Source organism: Sphingobacterium sp. 18053, from assembly GCF_902706145.1.
Taxonomy (GTDB): Bacteria; Bacteroidota; Bacteroidia; order Sphingobacteriales; family Sphingobacteriaceae; genus Sphingobacterium; species Sphingobacterium paramultivorum.
This window is the reverse complement of the sequence record NZ_CACSJW010000004.1, coordinates 1-17,785: the sequence shown is the minus strand read 5'-3', so window position 1 is coordinate 17,785 and position 17,785 is coordinate 1. Positions and strand designations below refer to the sequence as shown.

Genomic DNA, 17,785 nt, shown 5'->3' with positions numbered 1-17,785 from the left:
GCACGGATCATAAAATATTGAAAAATGAACATAACTTATAACGAAGCAACGAAAGCCTTAAATGCTTCCATAGAAAAAACGAAAGCTTTAAACATTCCCGTAAGCATTGCAGTGGTTGATGCTGGGGGACATCTGCTTGCTTTTGCAAGATTAGACAGTGTCTTTGGTGTAATAGAATTTGCCGTAAAAAAAGCCAGAACTGCCGTAATGTTCGGTGTAGATAGTGACATAATGGGCACAATCGTTTCCGGCGCAGATATTCACGGATATGGAATGCTGAATTCAAATGATGGACTATTGACCATAGCTGGAGGTGTTGTGATAAAGGATAAAAACGGGAATATCATTGGGGCTATAGCTTCTTCGGGGGGCTCTCCAGAACAGGATAAAGAAATCGCGGGTGCAGGAGCTGTCGGGTTGAATTAAAATTTAAGATATTTGTGGTATGGAAGCAAAGCGTGAAATTATTTTTGATAAGTTGGTCTATTCCTGTGTATTTGAAAAGCATAGAGGAAATGAAGAGTTTATTCCCGAGCATTTCTTAGGATTTCAATTATCGGGAGAAACACACGCTTTTCATGCTGATGGAAATAGCGTAATTCCTGAAAACGTCGTCGTATTGGTTCGTAAAAATCAATTAATAAGAACGATAAAATATCCTGCAAAATCGGGGAAATACCAATTTGTATCCATTACGTTGGACAAGGAAACATTGCAACAGTATGCTTTTGAAAATAAAATTGTGGTGGACAAAAAATACACCGGCAAACAGAAATTGTTTTTTGAACCGGATGATTTTCTGCAAAATTATTTCGTTTCATTGGCTCCGTATATCAATAAGAAAAAAGAAGCAACGCCACGATTGGCAGATTTAAAAATCAGGGAAGCCATCGAGTTATTATTACAGTGCAACCCTGATTTTAAACAAATTCTGTTCGATTTTTCCGAACCCTACAAAATAGATTTGGAAGAATTTATGAACCAGAATTTTATGTTCAATGTATCAGTAACATCTTTTGCAAAACTGACCGGAAGAAGTCTTTCCGGCTTTAAACGTGATTTTGCTAGAGCATTTGGTACAACGCCAAAAAAATGGTTATTGGCAAAGCGTTTGGACGAAGCCCATTATTTAATCAGGCACAAAAAACAAAAGCCATCCGATTTTTATCTGGATCTAGGGTTTGAGAACTTATCCCATTTTTATGCTTCGTTTAAAGAAAAATTTGGAACAACCACAACTGGGCTCTAATAGAACAATGGAATTTTTACGACAATTGAGCGTATTGCTCAAGCTATATCGCGACAACAACGACTCAGTCGTCCGGCACCGCGATCGAGGGAACGAATTGGACAACAGACCCGTGATCGGGTCGGTGAGTTTTTTATAAAAGATCAAACGAAAAGGAATCAACCATTGTTATAAGAATACTTTTCATAAATTAGGTTAATAACAGGTAGTAAAAACCTTGAGATCCCTCTCCTCAAGGTTTTTTTATTTTTTTAGGAACCGACCATTCCATTATGAGGATCATAACGATATAACGAAGACGACGATAAGGTTTGTTATGCATACTTATTGAAGGAGGAAGAATAGTTGGAGAGGGATCCTGCCAGGCTGGTATAGTATCTTCACTAAAGACGGCCCTTTGGCGCTGAAGATGGCGGATTGTCAGGATTAAACCGTAATTTCATCGATCAAATACATTGAACATGACATTTCTATACCAATATTTTCGTTTTTATGGGGTGCTAGTGGCATTCATATTTTCCTTCAATGTTTCTGCACAAAAGCAATCAGGGGTGGACAGCAATGCGTTGGCAATTCAGTTCATTGACGGGCAACTTCCTGAAGGCAACTATACGGCTGCGGTGTTGGGAATTCCCCGACCGAATGCATCGCAGCTTGCAATTGTTGGGAAGATGAAACAAGCCATGAAAGCCAATGAAGATTGGTTTTTCAAAACCATGAAGGAGTTAAAACCCGGAGAGCCTATACCATATCACAAAAATCTAGGTATTAGCGAAGAGGAGTATGCTGCTTTTATGGAGTTCTCCCAATCTATCAAAATAGACAAAATAGGGGCTATGGAGCTCAAGATCATCCGCAAGGACAATAGTATCCATTTCGAGCCTAAAGACTTCGGCGATTATTTAAAATATCTAGTTATCGATTTAAAAGACCAAAGGGTCAGAGTTGATAGTCTGGGCTTGGAATATAAAGGACAGATCACTTTGGATGCCAAACAGACAACATTGGTCGCAGGACCTTGGACAGGTTACTCTTGGCAACTCGAAGAATTTAAGAAAGATGGAAAATTAATTTCAGATCCGAATAAAGTCGTTCCTGCAGAAATGGGAGAACTGGATATAAAGTCTATAAAAGTGTCAGTAGGCCGACTCGATCATAGCAATCAATGTTTCCTTTATCTCAAGAGTAATATTGTCCATAAAGGCCATGTGCTTGCAAAACAGGATATAGCCCTTTTATTAACGAAAGAATAAGCTGAAATCCAAAAATATACCTAACTTTAAATTAGATCAAAGCCCAAAGCCGATTAACATTTGGCCCAAGCGGACATCTAGCCAAAAAGGCACCCTTATCGGTTAATAAGGGTGCCTTTTATTTGAAAAAAGCAGCATAAATGTTGTGACGGTACTCCGATTGAATTCAAAGAATATATCGAATGTTTAATGAAACGTAGTCTTCGATGGACCTAATTTGTGAATCGATTCATACGAATATGCTGGATAAAACCTCTTTAAAAAATCTCCAATAATTCCATGGTGACATTAAAATGAAAGATAATTTCACCATGGAGTAAGAGTTGTAAACTCTGATTTCCTAATATTAATTAAAGATTTTTGTTAGATCCACTAATTCAAACTTTTTATCAACCTCAAAAAATGTTCTAAATATTGAAGCATGTCCGGTTCCAACCAAAATAAAGATGGTTTTTGTACCGGGCTTAATTTGATTTTGAATATTGGCATACATAATTAAATTTCTTTTATACCAATCAGTAACGAGTCTAGCACCAAAATAATCTTTCCCGATCATAATTTTGTTTGCGAATGAAAAATAAAAGCCAATATTGTTGTCTAGTTTCGATTTTTCATTCATGCATAAAAAGATTTGACTCAAATTCTTTTCTTCCAGACACTTATCCGATATTGACAATTTTATTTCATCAAGTTCTTTTTTTAAGGTAGGGTTGGAATTAACCTCTTTCATCAAAATATCGAATCTCATTTCGATCAGTGTATCAATTGGATATAATTCCTGATGTTTCAATTTTTTTGCCAATCGAAATCCCAGTTGAACCGTTTCACCTTCCTTAAAAAATCTTCTCATCCGTTCGCTTTTTATTGTATCGGTGAACGCGTTATATTGATTCTTTAAATAAAACTTGTAATGTGCATCTAACTGTTTCTTTTCGTTAAAGTTGCTTTCAACAAATATTTGTTCAGGTTTATAATCAGATGAATAGATTTTTTCTACGACATTATCCAGGTCCTTTTGATTTTCTTGGGATAGGATATTTCTATCCTGTACTTTAATCATATCGTTTCCTGGATTATTGAAGTGATAGGTTCCGAGTAAAATAACCTTTATTTTCTCCTGAGCCGATAGCACTGAAAATTGAAAAAGTATCAGGAAAAGGACTGTGAAAATTTTAGTAAAATAAGAATTTTGCATATAATAGTGTTAAAAATAAATAATTCACGAAACTAATAAATAGGGATTACTTATCTGCTACGAATAATAAATGAACAGTCACGAATAATAAATCATTATAGGACCAACTATGGTTGTTTTTACTGTTGCAAGCCTATACTTCTCATTAACTTTTCATCCAACTCTGTGAATACTTTAGGAATAAATGCCTGTGGATCATAATATCGTTTAGTATTTGGCCAATATAACAAGATGAATACCACCTTTGAGTTGCCATCGCAATGCTTTTTATTCTGAATAAATAGATCGGTTGAACCGTTTATGGGGCATTTATTTTTTACATTTGTATTTAACAATAGTTTAAAATCTATGCAAAAACACAGGGCATCCATTCCTGTCAGGAGCTGGGACAGCAATTTTAATGGAATCGCTGTTGTTCGTATAGCATCAGAAATTCCCGGGAGTAAAGAGTTTAATCATGCACATCGACACGACTATCACCTTTTCGTATTGCAGGAAAGTGGTATCTCGTATACCGAAATAGACTTTAAAAAATATTTGATAGATAAGCCAACTATACTATATCAATCGCCAAATCAGGTTCACAGAGCTTTGAAAGTCGAAAATATAAGTGGATTTATTTTAACAATATCCAATGAAAACTTAAATGCGGATTACCTAAAATTATTGCAGCGCAATACGCCTATCGAGCCATTATCGTTATGCTCACGCACAGATTTAGCGATTATCCAAGCGTGTTTTCTTTTATGTAGAAACCTGTATGACAGAAAAGAAGACAAGTTATATCATTTGCAGCTGAAAGACAGTTGCAATACATTGGTCGCCCTATTTATGTCGCAGTTCCTCAAGCAGTCAAAACCAGCAGAAAAATTGTCGCGTTTTGAAATAATTCAGAAGGCATTTTCAGAATTGCTCGAGCAAAATTTTGTGCACATGAAACGCCCCGCGGACTATGCCGCAGCATTAAACATCTCCGTTGCTTATCTAAATGAATGTGTAAAGAACGTAACGGGTTTTTCTGTTTCACATCATATACAACAACGTATTATTTTAGAGGCAAAGCGGCTGCTATATCATTCTGATAAATCGGTAAAAGAGGTTGCAGCCGAATTAGGTTACGATGACTATCCCTATTTTTCACGACTATTTGTAAAAGTTGCAGGAATTACCGCTTTGACATTTCGTAGCAAAAACCACGATTAATCCAATACCTACTCTTTTCCGTTCTATTTTATACGATTGATTCTGCTGTACTTTGCTTTGAACAAAATATAATACTATGCCAAGTGCACCAAAATGGTTATTTGATACCTTAGATTTCTTAACGCCCAAGCTACCTTTGACCGAGGTTGTCGAAGCAGTCTCTTTATCAAAATCTGTCAAGAAGATTTGTTTTAAAGGGGATTTAAAAAATGTACAATTCGCGGTAGGTTTGTTCATCGACTTTAGAATTAATGCTACAGAGGCGCGGAGATATACCGTTTCTTATGCAGATACTGAAAAGGGCTTGTTTGAATTCATCGTTTATTTGAATGGTAAAGGTTGCGGAAGTCATTATATGTCGGATTTAAAAGTGGGCGACAACATCGTGATGTATAAGCCGAGAGGAGAAAGCAGGTATTATGATAAAACGACTCAAAGGTTTGTAATTTTTGGCGATGAAACCTCGTTAGCACTTGCTTGTTCTTTTCTTCCAATGTTAAAGAAAAACAACCATCAGTTTGTGTTCCTTTTTGAATTGGATGAAGAGAACAAAAACGTTCCAAAATTATTGGGTTTGGAAAATTGCCTGATATTTCCCAAAAACTTTTCGTTCAGCATGGAGGAATGGGTCAGCAAGCTACCAATGATCAATACCCCGGATTGGCAAGAAGCTAATTTCGTGTTGACAGGTAACGCAAAATCGGCTCAGCTGCTTAGAAAAATCATTAAAGAAAAAACCAATGGCAATGTTTTTTTACACGGCTACTGGTTAGCGGGTAAAAAAGGATTATAGATCGATGCGGTTAAACTGTGCGTATTTATTTGTATTTTTAGTCCTGTAGATGGCATAGGTGATTGAACGATATTTTGTAATCCGTAATGCCAAGTGTGTAGCTGAATAAGGTAGATACCACCCATAACTGATTGTTAAGGTTTTTATATTCTTACTTTGTTTTTTATGCCATTTGGATTAACATGAATCTTGAATTATTTATCGATCAATTTCAGTTGATGCTGGAATTCACTTAATGAGATTTTCCCAGATGCAAAGTTGACATCTAAAATAAACTTCTTTTCGTTGGGGGACAGTTCACGTCCATAAATCTTCCCTAATAATCCATCTTCATCAGGTAAAGCTTCGGTCACATCTGCTGCATTTAAAAATGCCTGATAGTATCGTAGTCCGAATTTTCTAAGCGACGACGCGTTGAAATGAATTTGGTCTTCGTTTGCAGTTAACCCTTTTGCCGAGACGAAGTTACAATTGTTGTGCGATGCTGCGTATTTTTGTAAGGCGCTATTGACCAAATGGTAATCATTGAAATGCGCCCCAAATAGACCATAAGGCAAAAAATCGCCTATCGCGCCGATAATCAGGGGAACTTCAGGAGCCCCTAATTGCTTCCGTAGCTCATTGACTATACTATCAAACTTTTCACCGTATTTTGCGGCCAGTTCGATGGAAGAATCATTTTCTCCCTGATGCCACAATATTCCTGTCAACTGGCTGCTACGTTGAGCAAGTTTAGCCTGAAAAATAGCGTGGTCAAAGAGTGCGCCACCAACCTGCCAGTCATTTAAGCTGGTACCGCCATCAGCACAAGGGATAAGGCCGATCTCCTCGCCAATGTGATCCGCATGCCAGGAGGCAGCAAATGATGATGCAAGCCCCACACCAGCCATAGGCCTGTCATTGTGTATGGGTTCGGCCATTATCTGCCAGCGTCCATTGCGAAGCATCTTTATTGATTCGTTGATGATAGGCGGCACTGAATCCGGAATTCCGCGGCCGGCCATATTTGATTGCCCTATTAGCAAAAAAGATTGTATCATAGTTGATTATATATTTAAGACTCCACGATTCCTATACTGCGGCTAAATGATAGCCAGGCAAATTTTTTAAGATCATTCGGAGCGACGTCACCAGAATTTAAAGCCTTCACACTTGCTCTTGCCACACTGGCAAAGAGATGTCTGATCCAGGCTGAGGACAAACGATTGTCTATAATGTGTTTCGCCTGCAGCTGGGGAACTATAGCAAACCACTTTTCTTTTGCTTGTTCATAGGCAATAACTTTTTCTTTGTCCATCGCTGCGACATCAACCTGCCTCTCCTCAAGGGCGTGTAGGAAAATATATTTTACACCGCTGTCGATAGCTGCGTATAGCATTGCTTCCAATTGTTTGACCGGATCAGTATCGCTGTTAAATGCAGAAACCATAGCGATATACCAGGTTTCAAGCATATCGACATAGCAGGCAGTTATAAGTGCATCTCTATCCTTAAAATACCGATACAAAGTTCGCTTACTGATTTGTGCAACCTCGGCTACTCGCTCTAAAGGAGCGTGAAAGTCTTCATTTAAAACTTTTACTGCACTATAAATTAGCTTTTCTCTATTCATTTGGCACAAATGTATGACAAATGTCTTATATATGTGTGAGTTTATAGGTGAAATTATAATTAATTGGTCCAATTGTCATTAAGTATCGTTAAAATTCCAAAGGGAACTATCACTTTTTAACAACCCTTTGTCAACTTTTGAACAATATTTCAAAGGAAATGAACAGATGTAATTCCAGCTAATCTTACGACCTTTCGCTTAGATCGAAGCCAAAGCCGGTTAACATTTAGCTCAAGCGGACATCTAGCTAAAATTGTCTCCCTTATTGATTAATAATAGAAGATTTTTATTAGTAGCATAAATCATTTTTTCTCCCTTAAATCGAGCTTTAAAAACTAGGACATAGATAATCAAAACAATGATCCAATATCTAATTTTTAAGCATTATCAATGCACAAGCATAAGCCTTTCGCAGCAGGTATGGCCCTCTTTGAGACCGAGAGTCGCAAGCCTATTCTTCCGCCTTTGGAAGTCAAAGGTCCTAGAATACGGTTGCTCTTCCATTGAGGTGATTCGCTGTGGCAAGATGCCGCTAAAACCCGATCCGAGGAGTGGGTAGGATGGGAATGATCTTCTTCATCGGGAACCTTGTTTTAATTCATATACAGAATAGTATTATAATGCTAAAAATATTAGTATTATAATATTTATTTACATATATTTGCATTGTTAACCAATTTAAAAACAATGTATTATGAGTGAGTTGAAACAATCGAAATATATCGATATTACAACAGATTATGGTTTTAAAAAAGCTTTCGGATCAGATACCAATAAAGATCTTCTGATCGCTTTCTTAAACGAACTCTTTAGAGGGCGCAAGGTTATTGCTGACCTGTATTATAACAAAAATGAGCATGTCGGGGATACAGAGGATATCGGTACCGTTATTTTTGATCTGACCTGTACGGCAGACAATGGCGAACGTTTTATTATTGAAGTGCAGCGCACGGCGCAGGATAATTTGAAAAAGCGCATGCTTTATTACAGCAGTAAATTGATAGCGGATCAGGCACCCAAAGGCAACCGAAGGGCTTGGAATTATGCAATTAGTGAAGTTTATATCATTGTACTGATGGATGGATTTGCAATGCCTGATGCGGGGGATGAGCAGTATTTTCTGCACGATATTTGTTTATGTTATCGAGATCATGGTAAAATATTTTATGACGATCTAGGCTTTATATATGTGGAATTGGTTAACTTTGTAAAAGCTGATGCAGAGTTAGTTAATGATTTAGATCGTTGGCTTTATGTACTCAAAAATATGTCTTCGCTAAATGGACTTTCCACTTATTTGCGTAAGCCTATTTTTGAGAAGTTATTTCAGTTAGCAGAGTATAGCAAACTAAAACCGGAGGAACGAGAGATGTACAACGTAAGTTTAAGGAATAAATGGGATGCCGAGAGTATCCGAAGTAGTCAGGAGGAGCTATTGAAACGAGCGCGCGAAAAAGCAATGGCTGAGGGAAGAGCCGAAGGAGAGGCTAAAGGAAAAGCAGAAGGAAAAGCAGAGGGAGAAGTTATAGGAAAAGCCGAAGGAAAGGCGGAAGTAATAAAAAATCTTTTGTCTTCGAATAAGTTTTCGATATCGGAGATAGCCGAATTAGCGGACGTCACTGTAGAGTTTGTAAAGCAGATCGAGGAAGAGAAAGCTAAAGGAAAATAGAGTATATAACCATATAAGGTTTTACGGCCACTTGGATACTGTCTAAGCGGCCTTTTTCTTTTTATAGGTTAAGTTGGTTTCTTAACCAATACCATTTTGAATAAGCTCTCATTTAAATAGAAATAAATACAAGGCCGAAGAGACGAACTCAACCTTTTTATAAAAAGATCAAACGAAAGCGAACTAACCATTGTTATACCAATACTTTCATAAATTAGGTTAATAACAGGTAGTAAAAACCTTGAGATCCCCCTCCTCAAGGTTTTTTTATTTTTTGAAACCGACTATCTCTTTATTGGGATCATAACTATATATCAGGGCTGGATTATTCCGGCCTTTTTTGTGCCGACACGATCAGCATCATAGGCCTTCTGAGTTCGTCTGCCATTCCGGCGACACTGTTAATCATTTCCATGTTTGGCTGTGGTTCAGTAACTAAATCGATGGCAAAGTTATTGGCAAGCAGGATTGTAAGATAAGTGGTAAGTGTCCTATGGTATTTTATTACATTGTTTTGTAAGAAATGTGTTTCCCTCTTTCCTTCTTCAAAGTAATGGTCCACGGGCCAGTATAACTTGTTTCCGGATGCATCGTAAACCCAGTCTTGGTCGGGTCTTGCAGTGAATATCGGATGCTCAACAGAAAACACAAAACTGCCGCCCGGTTTTAGCCAACGGTTTATATGCATGCAGAGCGGATCAAAGTCTTTGATGTAATGGAATGTAAGGGAACTGATGACGCAGTCGAACTCCTGCTCCTCAAACGTGATATCCTCCAATGCGCTTCTGATATAAGTGATGCCAGGCAGGTCATTGATTTCTTTCGCCTTATTGAGCATCCTTTCGGAAAGGTCGACACCTGTTACTGTTTTGGCCCCGTTTTCAATAGCATAACGACAATGCCAGCCAAAACCGCAGCCCAGGTCCAATACATTTTTGCCATCAAAGCTCGGAAGGATATTTTTTAACGCATGCCATTCTCCGGCACCTTCAAGACCTTTAATAGATCTGTCCATATTTTTATATTGATCGAAGAATGTTTGGTCGTCATATTTGTTCTGCTTCATAATCTGACAATAAATTTTAATAGGTTAAGATACATCCTTTTATCAGGGGACAGTATCACAGACCCCTGTATTAAACCATTTACCATTTCCTATTTTTGCTTTTCTTTCATAGGATCTAACCCGGTAGTATGCTGAACCTGGTAATTTTCCATCCATGATTCAATATGAAGCAGCAATTGCTCTAGACTTTTACCCGTTTCAGATAACCCATAATATACTTCCGGAGGAAAGGTGTTCACTTGTTTTCGAACCACAATTCCATCGTTTTCCATTTCTTTTAGTTGTTCTAATAATACTTTTTTGGAAACCTTGGGCATTTTACGCCACAATTCAATGAAGCGTTCATCACCCGTATAAAAAAAATGATGGAGGATCAAGGGCTTCCACTTCCCGGAAAATATTCTGAAAAAAAGATTTACGGAACAGTTTTCAAATTCCTTATAATTCATTAGGTAACAATTTTGTAACCGGGAAACCTCTGGGTAAATATCTTTCGTTAGCCGAAGGTTGTACCGAAATTTACCAGCTAAGTTAGGAATTTAAATACGTTATCACTATGACAATACATCAAATACGTAATGCCACTATTATTATCGAATCGGAAGACAACTTTATATTGGTTGATCCTTTATTGGGAAAGTCAAAGACATTTGTTCCGCTAACCCTTTTCCGTTTCAAACCCCGTCGCAACCCTTTGGTTGATTTACCCATTGAAAGCGAAAAACTGTTGCAGAAAATCGATTATTGCTTGATTACACACCTGCATCCCGACCATATCGATGCGGTAGGAATCGAGTTTTTGCGTAGCCGTAAAATTCCCGTCCTGTGCGGTGAAAAACACGCCCGCCAATTAAAAAAATGGGGGTTAAATGTCCTGCAAGCGATTGATTATTGGGAGACAATCTCGTTTCTGAAAGGCAAACTTACTGCGACACCTGCAGTTCATGGCTATGGCTGGGTAAGAAAACCAATGGGGCATGTGTATGGATTCGTATGGCAGTCATCCGATGAAGAATCGGTATATATAAGTGCAGATACCATTTATACCGATGACGTAAAAAAGGTGTTGGCTACCTACAAGCCCGACGTATCTGTGCTAGCTTGCGGTTCGGCACAATTCGATTTCGGCAGACCACTATTGATGACAATGGACGATATTGTAAAGTTTATCCGTGATGCGCCAGGCAAAGTATTGGCAAATCACATGGAAGCCATCAATCATTGTCCTACCACGCGCCTTGAGTTAAAGCAAAGATTGGAGAAGGAGGGATTGCTGCAAAAGACATTTATTCCGGCCGATGGAGAGCGTATTGAAGTTGTAAAACCATAGCATGAATCCAAGATATAATTTTAAGCATAGTTTTTCCATGGAACACAATTGCTTGGTTTAGTGTTTAAAATAGGATAAGATCTTTATCAGGGCTGGATCCATCCAGCCTTTTTTCTGATATAAATGTTATCTTAGCGCTATGCTGAACAATCTCTTTGAACAAGTCACCGTTATGAAGCTTTCGATAGGGGAGGGATTGACTCCACTGTGGAGTGATACGGCACAGACTTCGTTGTTTTAAATTAGCTATTTTATGGGAAGTTTAACAAAATATGTATCAAACGATCGTCCAGAATTCGCCGTACTTATCGAAGATGACGATAAGGTTTGTTATGCATACTTATTGAATGAGGAAAGAATAGTTGGAGATATTTGGTTATACAATAGCGTTCCTACTCCGAGAGAATCTGAATGGCATAAAAGGGAGAATCTACCGTTTTTAAATCCTGCTGAGTTTGTCAAAGAAAACCTTGAAGCATTTGATGCGATTTCACCTGTCGAGGTAACCTGGGATTTGGGGGAAGAAACGGTGGTCAATATATTTCTAGCGTCCAGATTGATCGCAAAGCTAACCGTAGGGTCTTTTCCGGGTTGGTCTAGTCTGGTCACTAAAGATGGGCCTTTGGCGCAGAAGATGTAGAGCTTTTAAAATATGATTGTCAGTAAAGATTCCTACGTGTTTTTATTTCTTCGATCCTTTTATAATAAAGTTTTCTTTGTTTTTGTTTACGAAATGGGTCAACAGACAAATAAATAAACAACAATATAATAATTCCAGAAAAAAAAGCAGCGACATACATTAACCAAGTAAAAAACTTTTTCATTTTTTTCGGACCTGTCCCACTAAATGTGTAAATAAAAACTACGGATTCCAGTTATGTTCCTTATAACGGGACTCGTTTTTCAAGTAAAGTTAGGAATTGATTTAGGACCTAGCGTGTCAATTCTTTTACTTATTTTTAGCGTATGAATGATAATCAAGCATCGGGCTTGTTTCTAGCCATTTTTAGCATTATTGTTGGACTTATTGTGAAAAGGTTCGGACAGCCATCATATTGGTATACCCGACCAATTGCTCTGGGAATATTCGTTATCATGCTTGTTCTTTTTGATGTTTTTATTAATAGATCATGAGTTTTATCTACCCTTCTTTATCTGGTATTTTTTCCTTCTTTTTTCAATCAATTCTTTCGCGATAAACAACTGTGATAAGATCCATAGTTATTGAGATTTTATTATCGTTAACTCGCCATCATCAAATCCCACTGCTATTTCCTTTGCTTGTGCAAAAATTGAAGTTTTGAAATCTTCGGATTTTACATATGACTGAACTGGACATCCAGCATAAAAGAAAAATAAGCATCCCACTTTGTGCCCCAAACCGGATTAGAGATCAGCATGGGACTATGAATCGGGGTCTAATGATAGAATGTAGGGTATTTAGATGATAAGTTTGTAACTTATCATGCCAATTGTTCCATTGCAGCTTTGACAATAGGATATAGGATTGAAATCAAATCAGTCGGTGGATTCAGTATTTTTCTTCGAAATTCAGGGGAATTTTTTTAACAAGGAAATAGAAATGGAGGATTACTTAATAATGTTCAACAATACGATTGAGTTCTTGAAAAAGAATAATTTGAAGTATGAATATATGAAATTTTCATCTGGTTCAATAATGCTTGATGTTTGGTTTAATAAAAAATTCTACGTTTTTCAATTTGAACCTAATCAAATAGGATTCTCAGAAGTTGATGAAAATGTGGGCTTTGATACGATACCTGATAAAATAATTTTGAATTCGGATATGTTAAGACTTGTATTGACTAGTATTGTTTAAGGCACTGTCCTTTTATATTGGAAGCTCGTAACCAAATAACTAATGAAATTTTCCAGTTGATGATTACTAATGTCACAATTGAAAGAAAATTTTAGATAATTTTTTTGCTGGCATGCATTTCAGTAAATTTGATGCATAACATAAACTTTAAGTAAGAATGGAAAAGTATAATTACGGGGTCATTGGTCTGGGTGTAATGGGAAGAAATCTGCTTTACAATATTGCCGATAATGGTTTTTCTGTCGTAGGATTCGATTTAGATGAAGAAAAGGTAATCGAACTTCGTAAAGGAGTTGCTTCAGGTACAAAGGTTGTTGGAACTGTTTCTCTAGAGGAATTTGTGTTGAGTTTAGACAGTCCGCGAAAAGTTATTTTGATGGTTCCTGCAGGTAAACCGGTTGATGCTGTTCTTGAAAGCATAACACCGCTTCTGAGTCCAAAAGATATTGTCGTTGATGCGGGAAATTCTTATTTCAAAGATACCGAGAGACGTATAGCTGATTTAGCTTCTAAAAACCTTCATTTTATGGGAATGGGAGTTTCTGGAGGAGAGCAGGGGGCAAGAAGAGGACCGAGTATTATGCCGGGTGGAGATTTGGAAGTTTTCAATTTGGTGAAGCCTATGCTGGAAGTTATTTCAGCAAAAGTAAAAGGGGAGCCCTGCACCGCTTATATGGGAAAAGGAGCTGCAGGGAATTACGTTAAAATGGTTCACAACGGTATAGAATATGCTATCATGCAATTAATCAGTGAAGCATACGATTTACTGAGAAAAGGAGCTAATCTTAACAATAACCAATTGTATGAAGTTTTCAAAAGATGGAATGAAGGCGAGATGAATTCTTTCCTTATTGAAATAACAAGAGATATTTTCCAGCAAAAAGATGATGTAACAGACGGTTTTCTTGTCGACAAGATTTTAGATAAAGCAGGAGCAAAAGGAACCGGAAAATGGACCTCCCAGGAGGCTATGGAAGTTGGGGTGTCTATTCCAACCATCGATATTGCGGTAACATCAAGAATTTTATCCGCTTACAAAGATGAGCGCGTGAAAGCTTCGCAATTATATGCTAAAGAAGAAGTACAAACTCCTGAAAATACAGAATTGTTCATCAAAGAGGTGGGGGATGCTTTGTATTTATCTACTTTAATCAGTTATGCGCAAGGATTGGCATTATTGGTAAAAGCTTCTGAAGAATATCAGTTTGAAATTCCGTTAAAAGATGTTGTTAAAATCTGGAGGGGTGGATGTATCATCCGTTCGGTTTTATTGGAGAAATTTTATCTGGCTTATTCAAAATACGAGAATTTATCTAATATTTTATTGGATCAGGAAATTTCAGAAATTGTAAAAGATAAAATTTCTTCATTAAGAAAAACAGCTGCTTTTGCTGTATCAAACGGAATTCCAAGCTTAGGAATTCAGTCGGCTCTAGGGTATTTCGAAGCTTATACCACAGCATCTTTACCTGTAAACCTGCTTCAGGCTCAGCGTGATTATTTTGGTGCACACACTTACCAAAGAACTGACAGAGAAGGAGTCTTTCATACCTCATGGCAAAACCCAAATAACTGAATCTAACAATGAGTGACAATACAATCCTGCATCCAACAACGATCGTTATTTTTGGTGCAACAGGGGATTTGGCAAAAAGAAAACTTTTTCCTGCCTTCTACAATTTATATATCGATGGCAGAATGCCAAAAGGGTTTAATATTTTAGCTTTAGGAAGAGCCGAAAATACGGATGAAAAATTCAGGGCTTATATTAAAGAAAATCTGGAGAGTTTTTCCCGGAAAACTGTAATCAAGGAAGATTGGGCTGGTTTTCAGGCTCACATCAGCTATTTTCAGCATCAGCTTGATGAAGAAAGCTCTTATCGGAATTTATATCAGAAACTGGAAAATTTTGACAAGGTGTACGGAATGAGAGGAAACAGACTTTTCTATTTGTCGATTGCACCAAACTTTGTATCGGTAATTTCAAATCATCTCAAAAATACGTCAATAGCATCTGATCCTGCAACAGATCGAATTATTATCGAAAAACCTTTTGGTCACAATAAAGAATCTGCCATTGAGCTAAATAATCTTCTTTCACAAACTTTCCAGGAAGAACAGATTTATCGCATTGATCATTATTTAGGTAAAGAAACCGTTCAGAATATTTTGGCGTTCAGGTTCGGAAATTCAATTTTTGAACCTCTTTGGAATCACAGACATATAGAATCGGTACAGATTACGGTTGCCGAAGAAGTAGGTGTGGAAACAAGAGCCAGTTTTTATGAGCAGACAGGAGCTTTGCGCGATATGATTCAGAACCATCTTTTGCAAATTCTTTGTATGGTTGCTATGGAACCTCCGGCTTCACTTGAATCGGGTGAGATCAGGGATCGTAAAGTTGATGTTTTAAAATCCATCCGTAGGATTTCTCCCGAAAAAGTAGATCATTATGCGGTAAGAGGACAGTACGGACGAGGCAAAGTAAACGGGCTAAAAGTAAATGGCTATCGCCAGGAAGATGGAATTGCTCATGATTCCAATACGGAAACATTTGTCGCTATTAAGTTTTATCTGGATAATGAAAGATGGGAGGATGTTCCCTTTTATGTTCGTACCGGTAAGAAGATGAAAGAAAAGCATTCTTATATAACGATTCAGTTTAAGCCACTTCCAAATTCTACTTTTTCAGAAAGCACCTCGCTTCTGTCGGCAAACCGATTGGTTATTAATATCCAGCCACAAATGGACATCAGATTGCAGTTTATGTCTAAAAAACCAGGCTTGTCTTTAGAGCTTAAACCTGTAGAAATGATTTTCGATAATTTTGCCTGTCAGACCGATACGCCCGAAGCTTATGAAACTCTTTTATTGGAAGCACTTGTGGGAGACCTTACACTGTTTATGCGCTCTGATCAGGTAGAAGAAGCTTGGGATGTGATAAAAACGATTCAGGAAACCTGGGAAAAAACCAAAGACCCATCTTTCCCAAATTATGCTTCGGGAAACTGGGGCCCTGATGACAGTGATGCACTGGTCGAGCGGCAGGGACATCAGTGGGTTTAAAATCTAATGAAAAGAGAATGAATATTACGATATTTAATAATCTGGATGCTTTATATAAAGAAGCAGCAGATACATTTGTTGAGCTTTCGAAAAAAGCAATCCAGAAGCATGATAAATTTGTGGTCGCGTTGAGTGGTGGCTCTTCACCGAAAGCTATTTTTAGTTTATTAGCTACTCCTGAATATGCAGATAAAATAATTTGGAACAAAATCCATTTTTTTTGGGTAGATGAAAGATGGGTTTCTCTTGAAGATGAGAAAAGTAATTTTAAGATGACTTTGGAAGTACTTTTGAATAAGGTTCCGGTAAATGAAAATCAGATTTTTCCCATGTATAAAGAGGGAATTGAGCCTGAAAATTACGCTAAAGCATACGAAGCCCAAATCAGAAATGTTTTGGGAGCTGACGGTATTTTTGATTTCATCCTTTTAGGAATGGGTGATGATGGCCACACAGCTTCTCTATTTCCAGGAGAAAAGATCTTACAAGAAAAAGAAAAATGGGTTGATGCCTACTATTTAAAGCCTCAGGCAATGTTCAGAATTACTTTGACTGAACCTATTATCAATAAAGCTGAAAATATTCTGATTGTTACCTTTGGTAAATCCAAGAGAAACGCTTTGAATGAAGTTCTTAATGGTGTATATAATCCTGAACTATATCCACTACAGTTAATTGAAAAGAAAGCAGGAGTCCAGATTTTTACCGATAAAGAAGCTGGAATTTAATATCATTTAACTAGAGGGGACTCTAGCCAAAAAGGCTCCCTTAACGATTGACAAGGGTGCTTAAGTACTCTTGTCAATACAGTTATAGCCCCTTATGGAAATATTGGATCTTTTTTATCCTATGTCTCGGGCGATCCGTCGTGCCAAGACGCCTTTAATGTGGTACCCAAGGAATGAGTAGGGAAACTTAAATATAGTCAATTGGTCTATTCGATTTGAAAATAACAGTTAACAAAGCGACTGTTGCAGCATTCATTTTTGATAATGCAATTTTAACCTCAGGATCTTTCTGCGCTTAACTATATGTGAAATTGACGAGGGTGGCAATTACTGTTAATAAAAAGGCTCTCATGGCGTTCTGTTATACTAAAAATTTCCTGGCAGTTTAACCAACGGCTTCCATTCATGAATGGAATAGTACTAGATTATACTGCGCTTGTAGAAAGATACGTCTTTTTTCCTTTGTCGTGCCCGTTTGATTTATAATCTTTTCGGCAAGAGGGAGTTTACTTTCGATGTAGAACTCATTTCGGTTATATCCGTTTATCTGAAATTTTTAGACATATTATTGTTTGTTGAGGTGATTAGCTTATCCTCTATAAAATCTCTGCTTCACCAATAAGTTTAGGTCCTTCATGTAGCCACCATTTACGACCTTTTGTCAAATATTGCTCCAGCTCTTTTACAAGGAGAAAGCGAATAGTCGCAATTCTTTCTTGTCCAGGCATTAGATCTTCGCCCTCAAAATTTATATTACCTATATAAGTCCGCTGTAATTTAC

The 17,785-nt window shown here is 37.4% G+C and carries 18 protein-coding genes; 12 read left to right on the top strand and 6 right to left on the bottom strand.

Annotated features, from left to right (window positions below):
* The first annotated feature begins 24 nt into the window (after window positions 1-24).
* The 4 genes from GVK91_RS09945 to GVK91_RS09935 all read left to right on the top strand — a co-directional run bounded on the left by GVK91_RS09945 (window position 25) and on the right by GVK91_RS09935 (window position 2,502).
* Window positions 25-426, top strand: a complete 402-nt coding sequence (locus GVK91_RS09945) for a heme-binding protein (RefSeq protein ID WP_159728404.1) — start codon at window positions 25-27, stop codon at window positions 424-426.
* Between the two features lie 19 nt (window positions 427-445).
* The gene (locus GVK91_RS09940; protein ID WP_159728402.1) at window positions 446-1,249 is read left to right on the top strand and encodes an AraC family transcriptional regulator; all 804 of its coding nucleotides are present in this window, start codon (window positions 446-448) and stop codon (window positions 1,247-1,249) included.
* Between the two features lie 7 nt (window positions 1,250-1,256).
* Window positions 1,257-1,388 (top strand): hypothetical protein, encoded by a 132-nt coding sequence (locus tag GVK91_RS27620; protein ID WP_262886200.1) that lies wholly within the window; start codon window positions 1,257-1,259, stop codon window positions 1,386-1,388.
* Between the two features lie 322 nt (window positions 1,389-1,710).
* Entirely contained in the window at window positions 1,711-2,502 is a 792-nt protein-coding gene (locus GVK91_RS09935) for a hypothetical protein (protein ID WP_159728400.1), read from the top strand.
* Between the two features lie 346 nt (window positions 2,503-2,848).
* On the opposite strand, the gene GVK91_RS09930 is transcribed toward GVK91_RS09935, so the two are convergent.
* Window positions 2,849-3,697, bottom strand: a complete 849-nt coding sequence (locus GVK91_RS09930; protein ID WP_159728398.1) for a DUF5694 domain-containing protein — start codon at window positions 3,695-3,697, stop codon at window positions 2,849-2,851.
* Between the two features lie 348 nt (window positions 3,698-4,045).
* On the opposite strand from GVK91_RS09930, the gene GVK91_RS09925 reads away from it, so the two are divergent.
* Together GVK91_RS09925 and GVK91_RS09920 are read left to right on the top strand one after the other, a co-directional pair.
* Window positions 4,046-4,900 (top strand): helix-turn-helix transcriptional regulator, encoded by an 855-nt coding sequence (locus GVK91_RS09925; RefSeq protein ID WP_159728396.1) that lies wholly within the window; start codon window positions 4,046-4,048, stop codon window positions 4,898-4,900.
* A 76-nt stretch (window positions 4,901-4,976) separates the two neighbouring features.
* On the top strand, window positions 4,977-5,693 hold the full coding sequence (locus tag GVK91_RS09920) for an FAD-binding oxidoreductase (protein WP_159728394.1): 717 nt from the start codon (window positions 4,977-4,979) through the stop codon (window positions 5,691-5,693).
* Window positions 5,694-5,887: 194 nt separating this feature from the next.
* On the opposite strand, the gene GVK91_RS09915 is transcribed toward GVK91_RS09920, so the two are convergent.
* A complete protein-coding gene (locus GVK91_RS09915; protein WP_159728392.1) occupies window positions 5,888-6,733 on the bottom strand; it encodes a sialate O-acetylesterase in 846 nt (281 codons plus the stop codon).
* Between the two features lie 14 nt (window positions 6,734-6,747).
* Window positions 6,748-7,305 carry a TetR/AcrR family transcriptional regulator gene (locus GVK91_RS09910; protein ID WP_159728390.1) on the bottom strand — a complete coding sequence of 186 codons (558 nt, stop codon included), beginning with the start codon at window positions 7,303-7,305 and terminating at the stop codon, window positions 6,748-6,750.
* Between the two features lie 694 nt (window positions 7,306-7,999).
* On the opposite strand from GVK91_RS09910, the gene GVK91_RS09905 reads away from it, so the two are divergent.
* The gene (locus GVK91_RS09905) at window positions 8,000-8,974 is read left to right on the top strand and encodes an Rpn family recombination-promoting nuclease/putative transposase (RefSeq protein ID WP_159728388.1); all 975 of its coding nucleotides are present in this window, start codon (window positions 8,000-8,002) and stop codon (window positions 8,972-8,974) included.
* 325 nt (window positions 8,975-9,299) lie between these two features.
* Here GVK91_RS09905 and GVK91_RS09900 read toward each other — a convergent pair whose 3' ends face one another.
* The gene (locus GVK91_RS09900) at window positions 9,300-10,040 is read right to left on the bottom strand and encodes a bifunctional 2-polyprenyl-6-hydroxyphenol methylase/3-demethylubiquinol 3-O-methyltransferase UbiG (protein WP_159728386.1); all 741 of its coding nucleotides are present in this window, start codon (window positions 10,038-10,040) and stop codon (window positions 9,300-9,302) included.
* A gap of 89 nt (window positions 10,041-10,129) precedes the next feature.
* On the bottom strand, window positions 10,130-10,489 hold the full coding sequence (locus GVK91_RS09895) for a helix-turn-helix domain-containing protein (protein WP_159728384.1): 360 nt from the start codon (window positions 10,487-10,489) through the stop codon (window positions 10,130-10,132).
* A gap of 107 nt (window positions 10,490-10,596) precedes the next feature.
* On the opposite strand from GVK91_RS09895, the gene GVK91_RS09890 reads away from it, so the two are divergent.
* From GVK91_RS09890 to pgl, 5 genes are all read left to right on the top strand, one after another.
* On the top strand, window positions 10,597-11,370 hold the full coding sequence (locus GVK91_RS09890; RefSeq protein ID WP_159728382.1) for an MBL fold metallo-hydrolase: 774 nt from the start codon (window positions 10,597-10,599) through the stop codon (window positions 11,368-11,370).
* Between the two features lie 253 nt (window positions 11,371-11,623).
* A complete protein-coding gene (locus GVK91_RS09885; protein ID WP_159728380.1) occupies window positions 11,624-12,010 on the top strand; it encodes a hypothetical protein in 387 nt (128 codons plus the stop codon).
* 1,357 nt (window positions 12,011-13,367) lie between these two features.
* Entirely contained in the window at window positions 13,368-14,786 is a 1,419-nt protein-coding gene (gndA, locus tag GVK91_RS09880; RefSeq protein ID WP_153845547.1) for an NADP-dependent phosphogluconate dehydrogenase, read from the top strand.
* Between the two features lie 8 nt (window positions 14,787-14,794).
* The gene (gene zwf / locus GVK91_RS09875; RefSeq protein WP_153845548.1) at window positions 14,795-16,276 is read left to right on the top strand and encodes a glucose-6-phosphate dehydrogenase; all 1,482 of its coding nucleotides are present in this window, start codon (window positions 14,795-14,797) and stop codon (window positions 16,274-16,276) included.
* A 17-nt stretch (window positions 16,277-16,293) separates the two neighbouring features.
* Window positions 16,294-17,004 carry a 6-phosphogluconolactonase gene (gene pgl / locus GVK91_RS09870; protein WP_153845549.1) on the top strand — a complete coding sequence of 237 codons (711 nt, stop codon included), beginning with the start codon at window positions 16,294-16,296 and terminating at the stop codon, window positions 17,002-17,004.
* A gap of 596 nt (window positions 17,005-17,600) precedes the next feature.
* Here pgl and GVK91_RS09865 read toward each other — a convergent pair.
* The coding region (locus GVK91_RS09865; RefSeq protein WP_200845586.1) for a hypothetical protein at window positions 17,601-17,785 on the bottom strand (185 nt) is incomplete at its 5' end.

Bases quoted from the DNA above. Each gene is read 5' to 3' on its own strand.
- GVK91_RS09945 (WP_159728404.1), top strand. From the start codon at position 25: ATGAACATAACTTATAACGAAGCAACGAAAGCCTTAAATGCTTCCATA.
- GVK91_RS09940 (WP_159728402.1), top strand. From the start codon at position 446: ATGGAAGCAAAGCGTGAAATTATTTTTGATAAGTTGGTCTATTCCTGT.
- GVK91_RS27620 (WP_262886200.1), top strand. From the start codon at position 1,257: ATGGAATTTTTACGACAATTGAGCGTATTGCTCAAGCTATATCGCGAC.
- GVK91_RS09935 (WP_159728400.1), top strand. From the start codon at position 1,711: ATGACATTTCTATACCAATATTTTCGTTTTTATGGGGTGCTAGTGGCA.
- GVK91_RS09930 (WP_159728398.1), bottom strand. From the start codon at position 3,697: ATGCAAAATTCTTATTTTACTAAAATTTTCACAGTCCTTTTCCTGATA.
- GVK91_RS09925 (WP_159728396.1), top strand. From the start codon at position 4,046: ATGCAAAAACACAGGGCATCCATTCCTGTCAGGAGCTGGGACAGCAAT.
- GVK91_RS09920 (WP_159728394.1), top strand. From the start codon at position 4,977: ATGCCAAGTGCACCAAAATGGTTATTTGATACCTTAGATTTCTTAACG.
- GVK91_RS09915 (WP_159728392.1), bottom strand. From the start codon at position 6,733: ATGATACAATCTTTTTTGCTAATAGGGCAATCAAATATGGCCGGCCGC.
- GVK91_RS09910 (WP_159728390.1), bottom strand. From the start codon at position 7,305: ATGAATAGAGAAAAGCTAATTTATAGTGCAGTAAAAGTTTTAAATGAA.
- GVK91_RS09905 (WP_159728388.1), top strand. From the start codon at position 8,000: ATGAGTGAGTTGAAACAATCGAAATATATCGATATTACAACAGATTAT.
- GVK91_RS09900 (WP_159728386.1), bottom strand. From the start codon at position 10,040: ATGAAGCAGAACAAATATGACGACCAAACATTCTTCGATCAATATAAA.
- GVK91_RS09895 (WP_159728384.1), bottom strand. From the start codon at position 10,489: ATGAATTATAAGGAATTTGAAAACTGTTCCGTAAATCTTTTTTTCAGA.
- GVK91_RS09890 (WP_159728382.1), top strand. From the start codon at position 10,597: ATGACAATACATCAAATACGTAATGCCACTATTATTATCGAATCGGAA.
- GVK91_RS09885 (WP_159728380.1), top strand. From the start codon at position 11,624: ATGGGAAGTTTAACAAAATATGTATCAAACGATCGTCCAGAATTCGCC.
- gndA (WP_153845547.1), top strand. From the start codon at position 13,368: ATGGAAAAGTATAATTACGGGGTCATTGGTCTGGGTGTAATGGGAAGA.
- zwf (WP_153845548.1), top strand. From the start codon at position 14,795: ATGAGTGACAATACAATCCTGCATCCAACAACGATCGTTATTTTTGGT.
- pgl (WP_153845549.1), top strand. From the start codon at position 16,294: ATGAATATTACGATATTTAATAATCTGGATGCTTTATATAAAGAAGCA.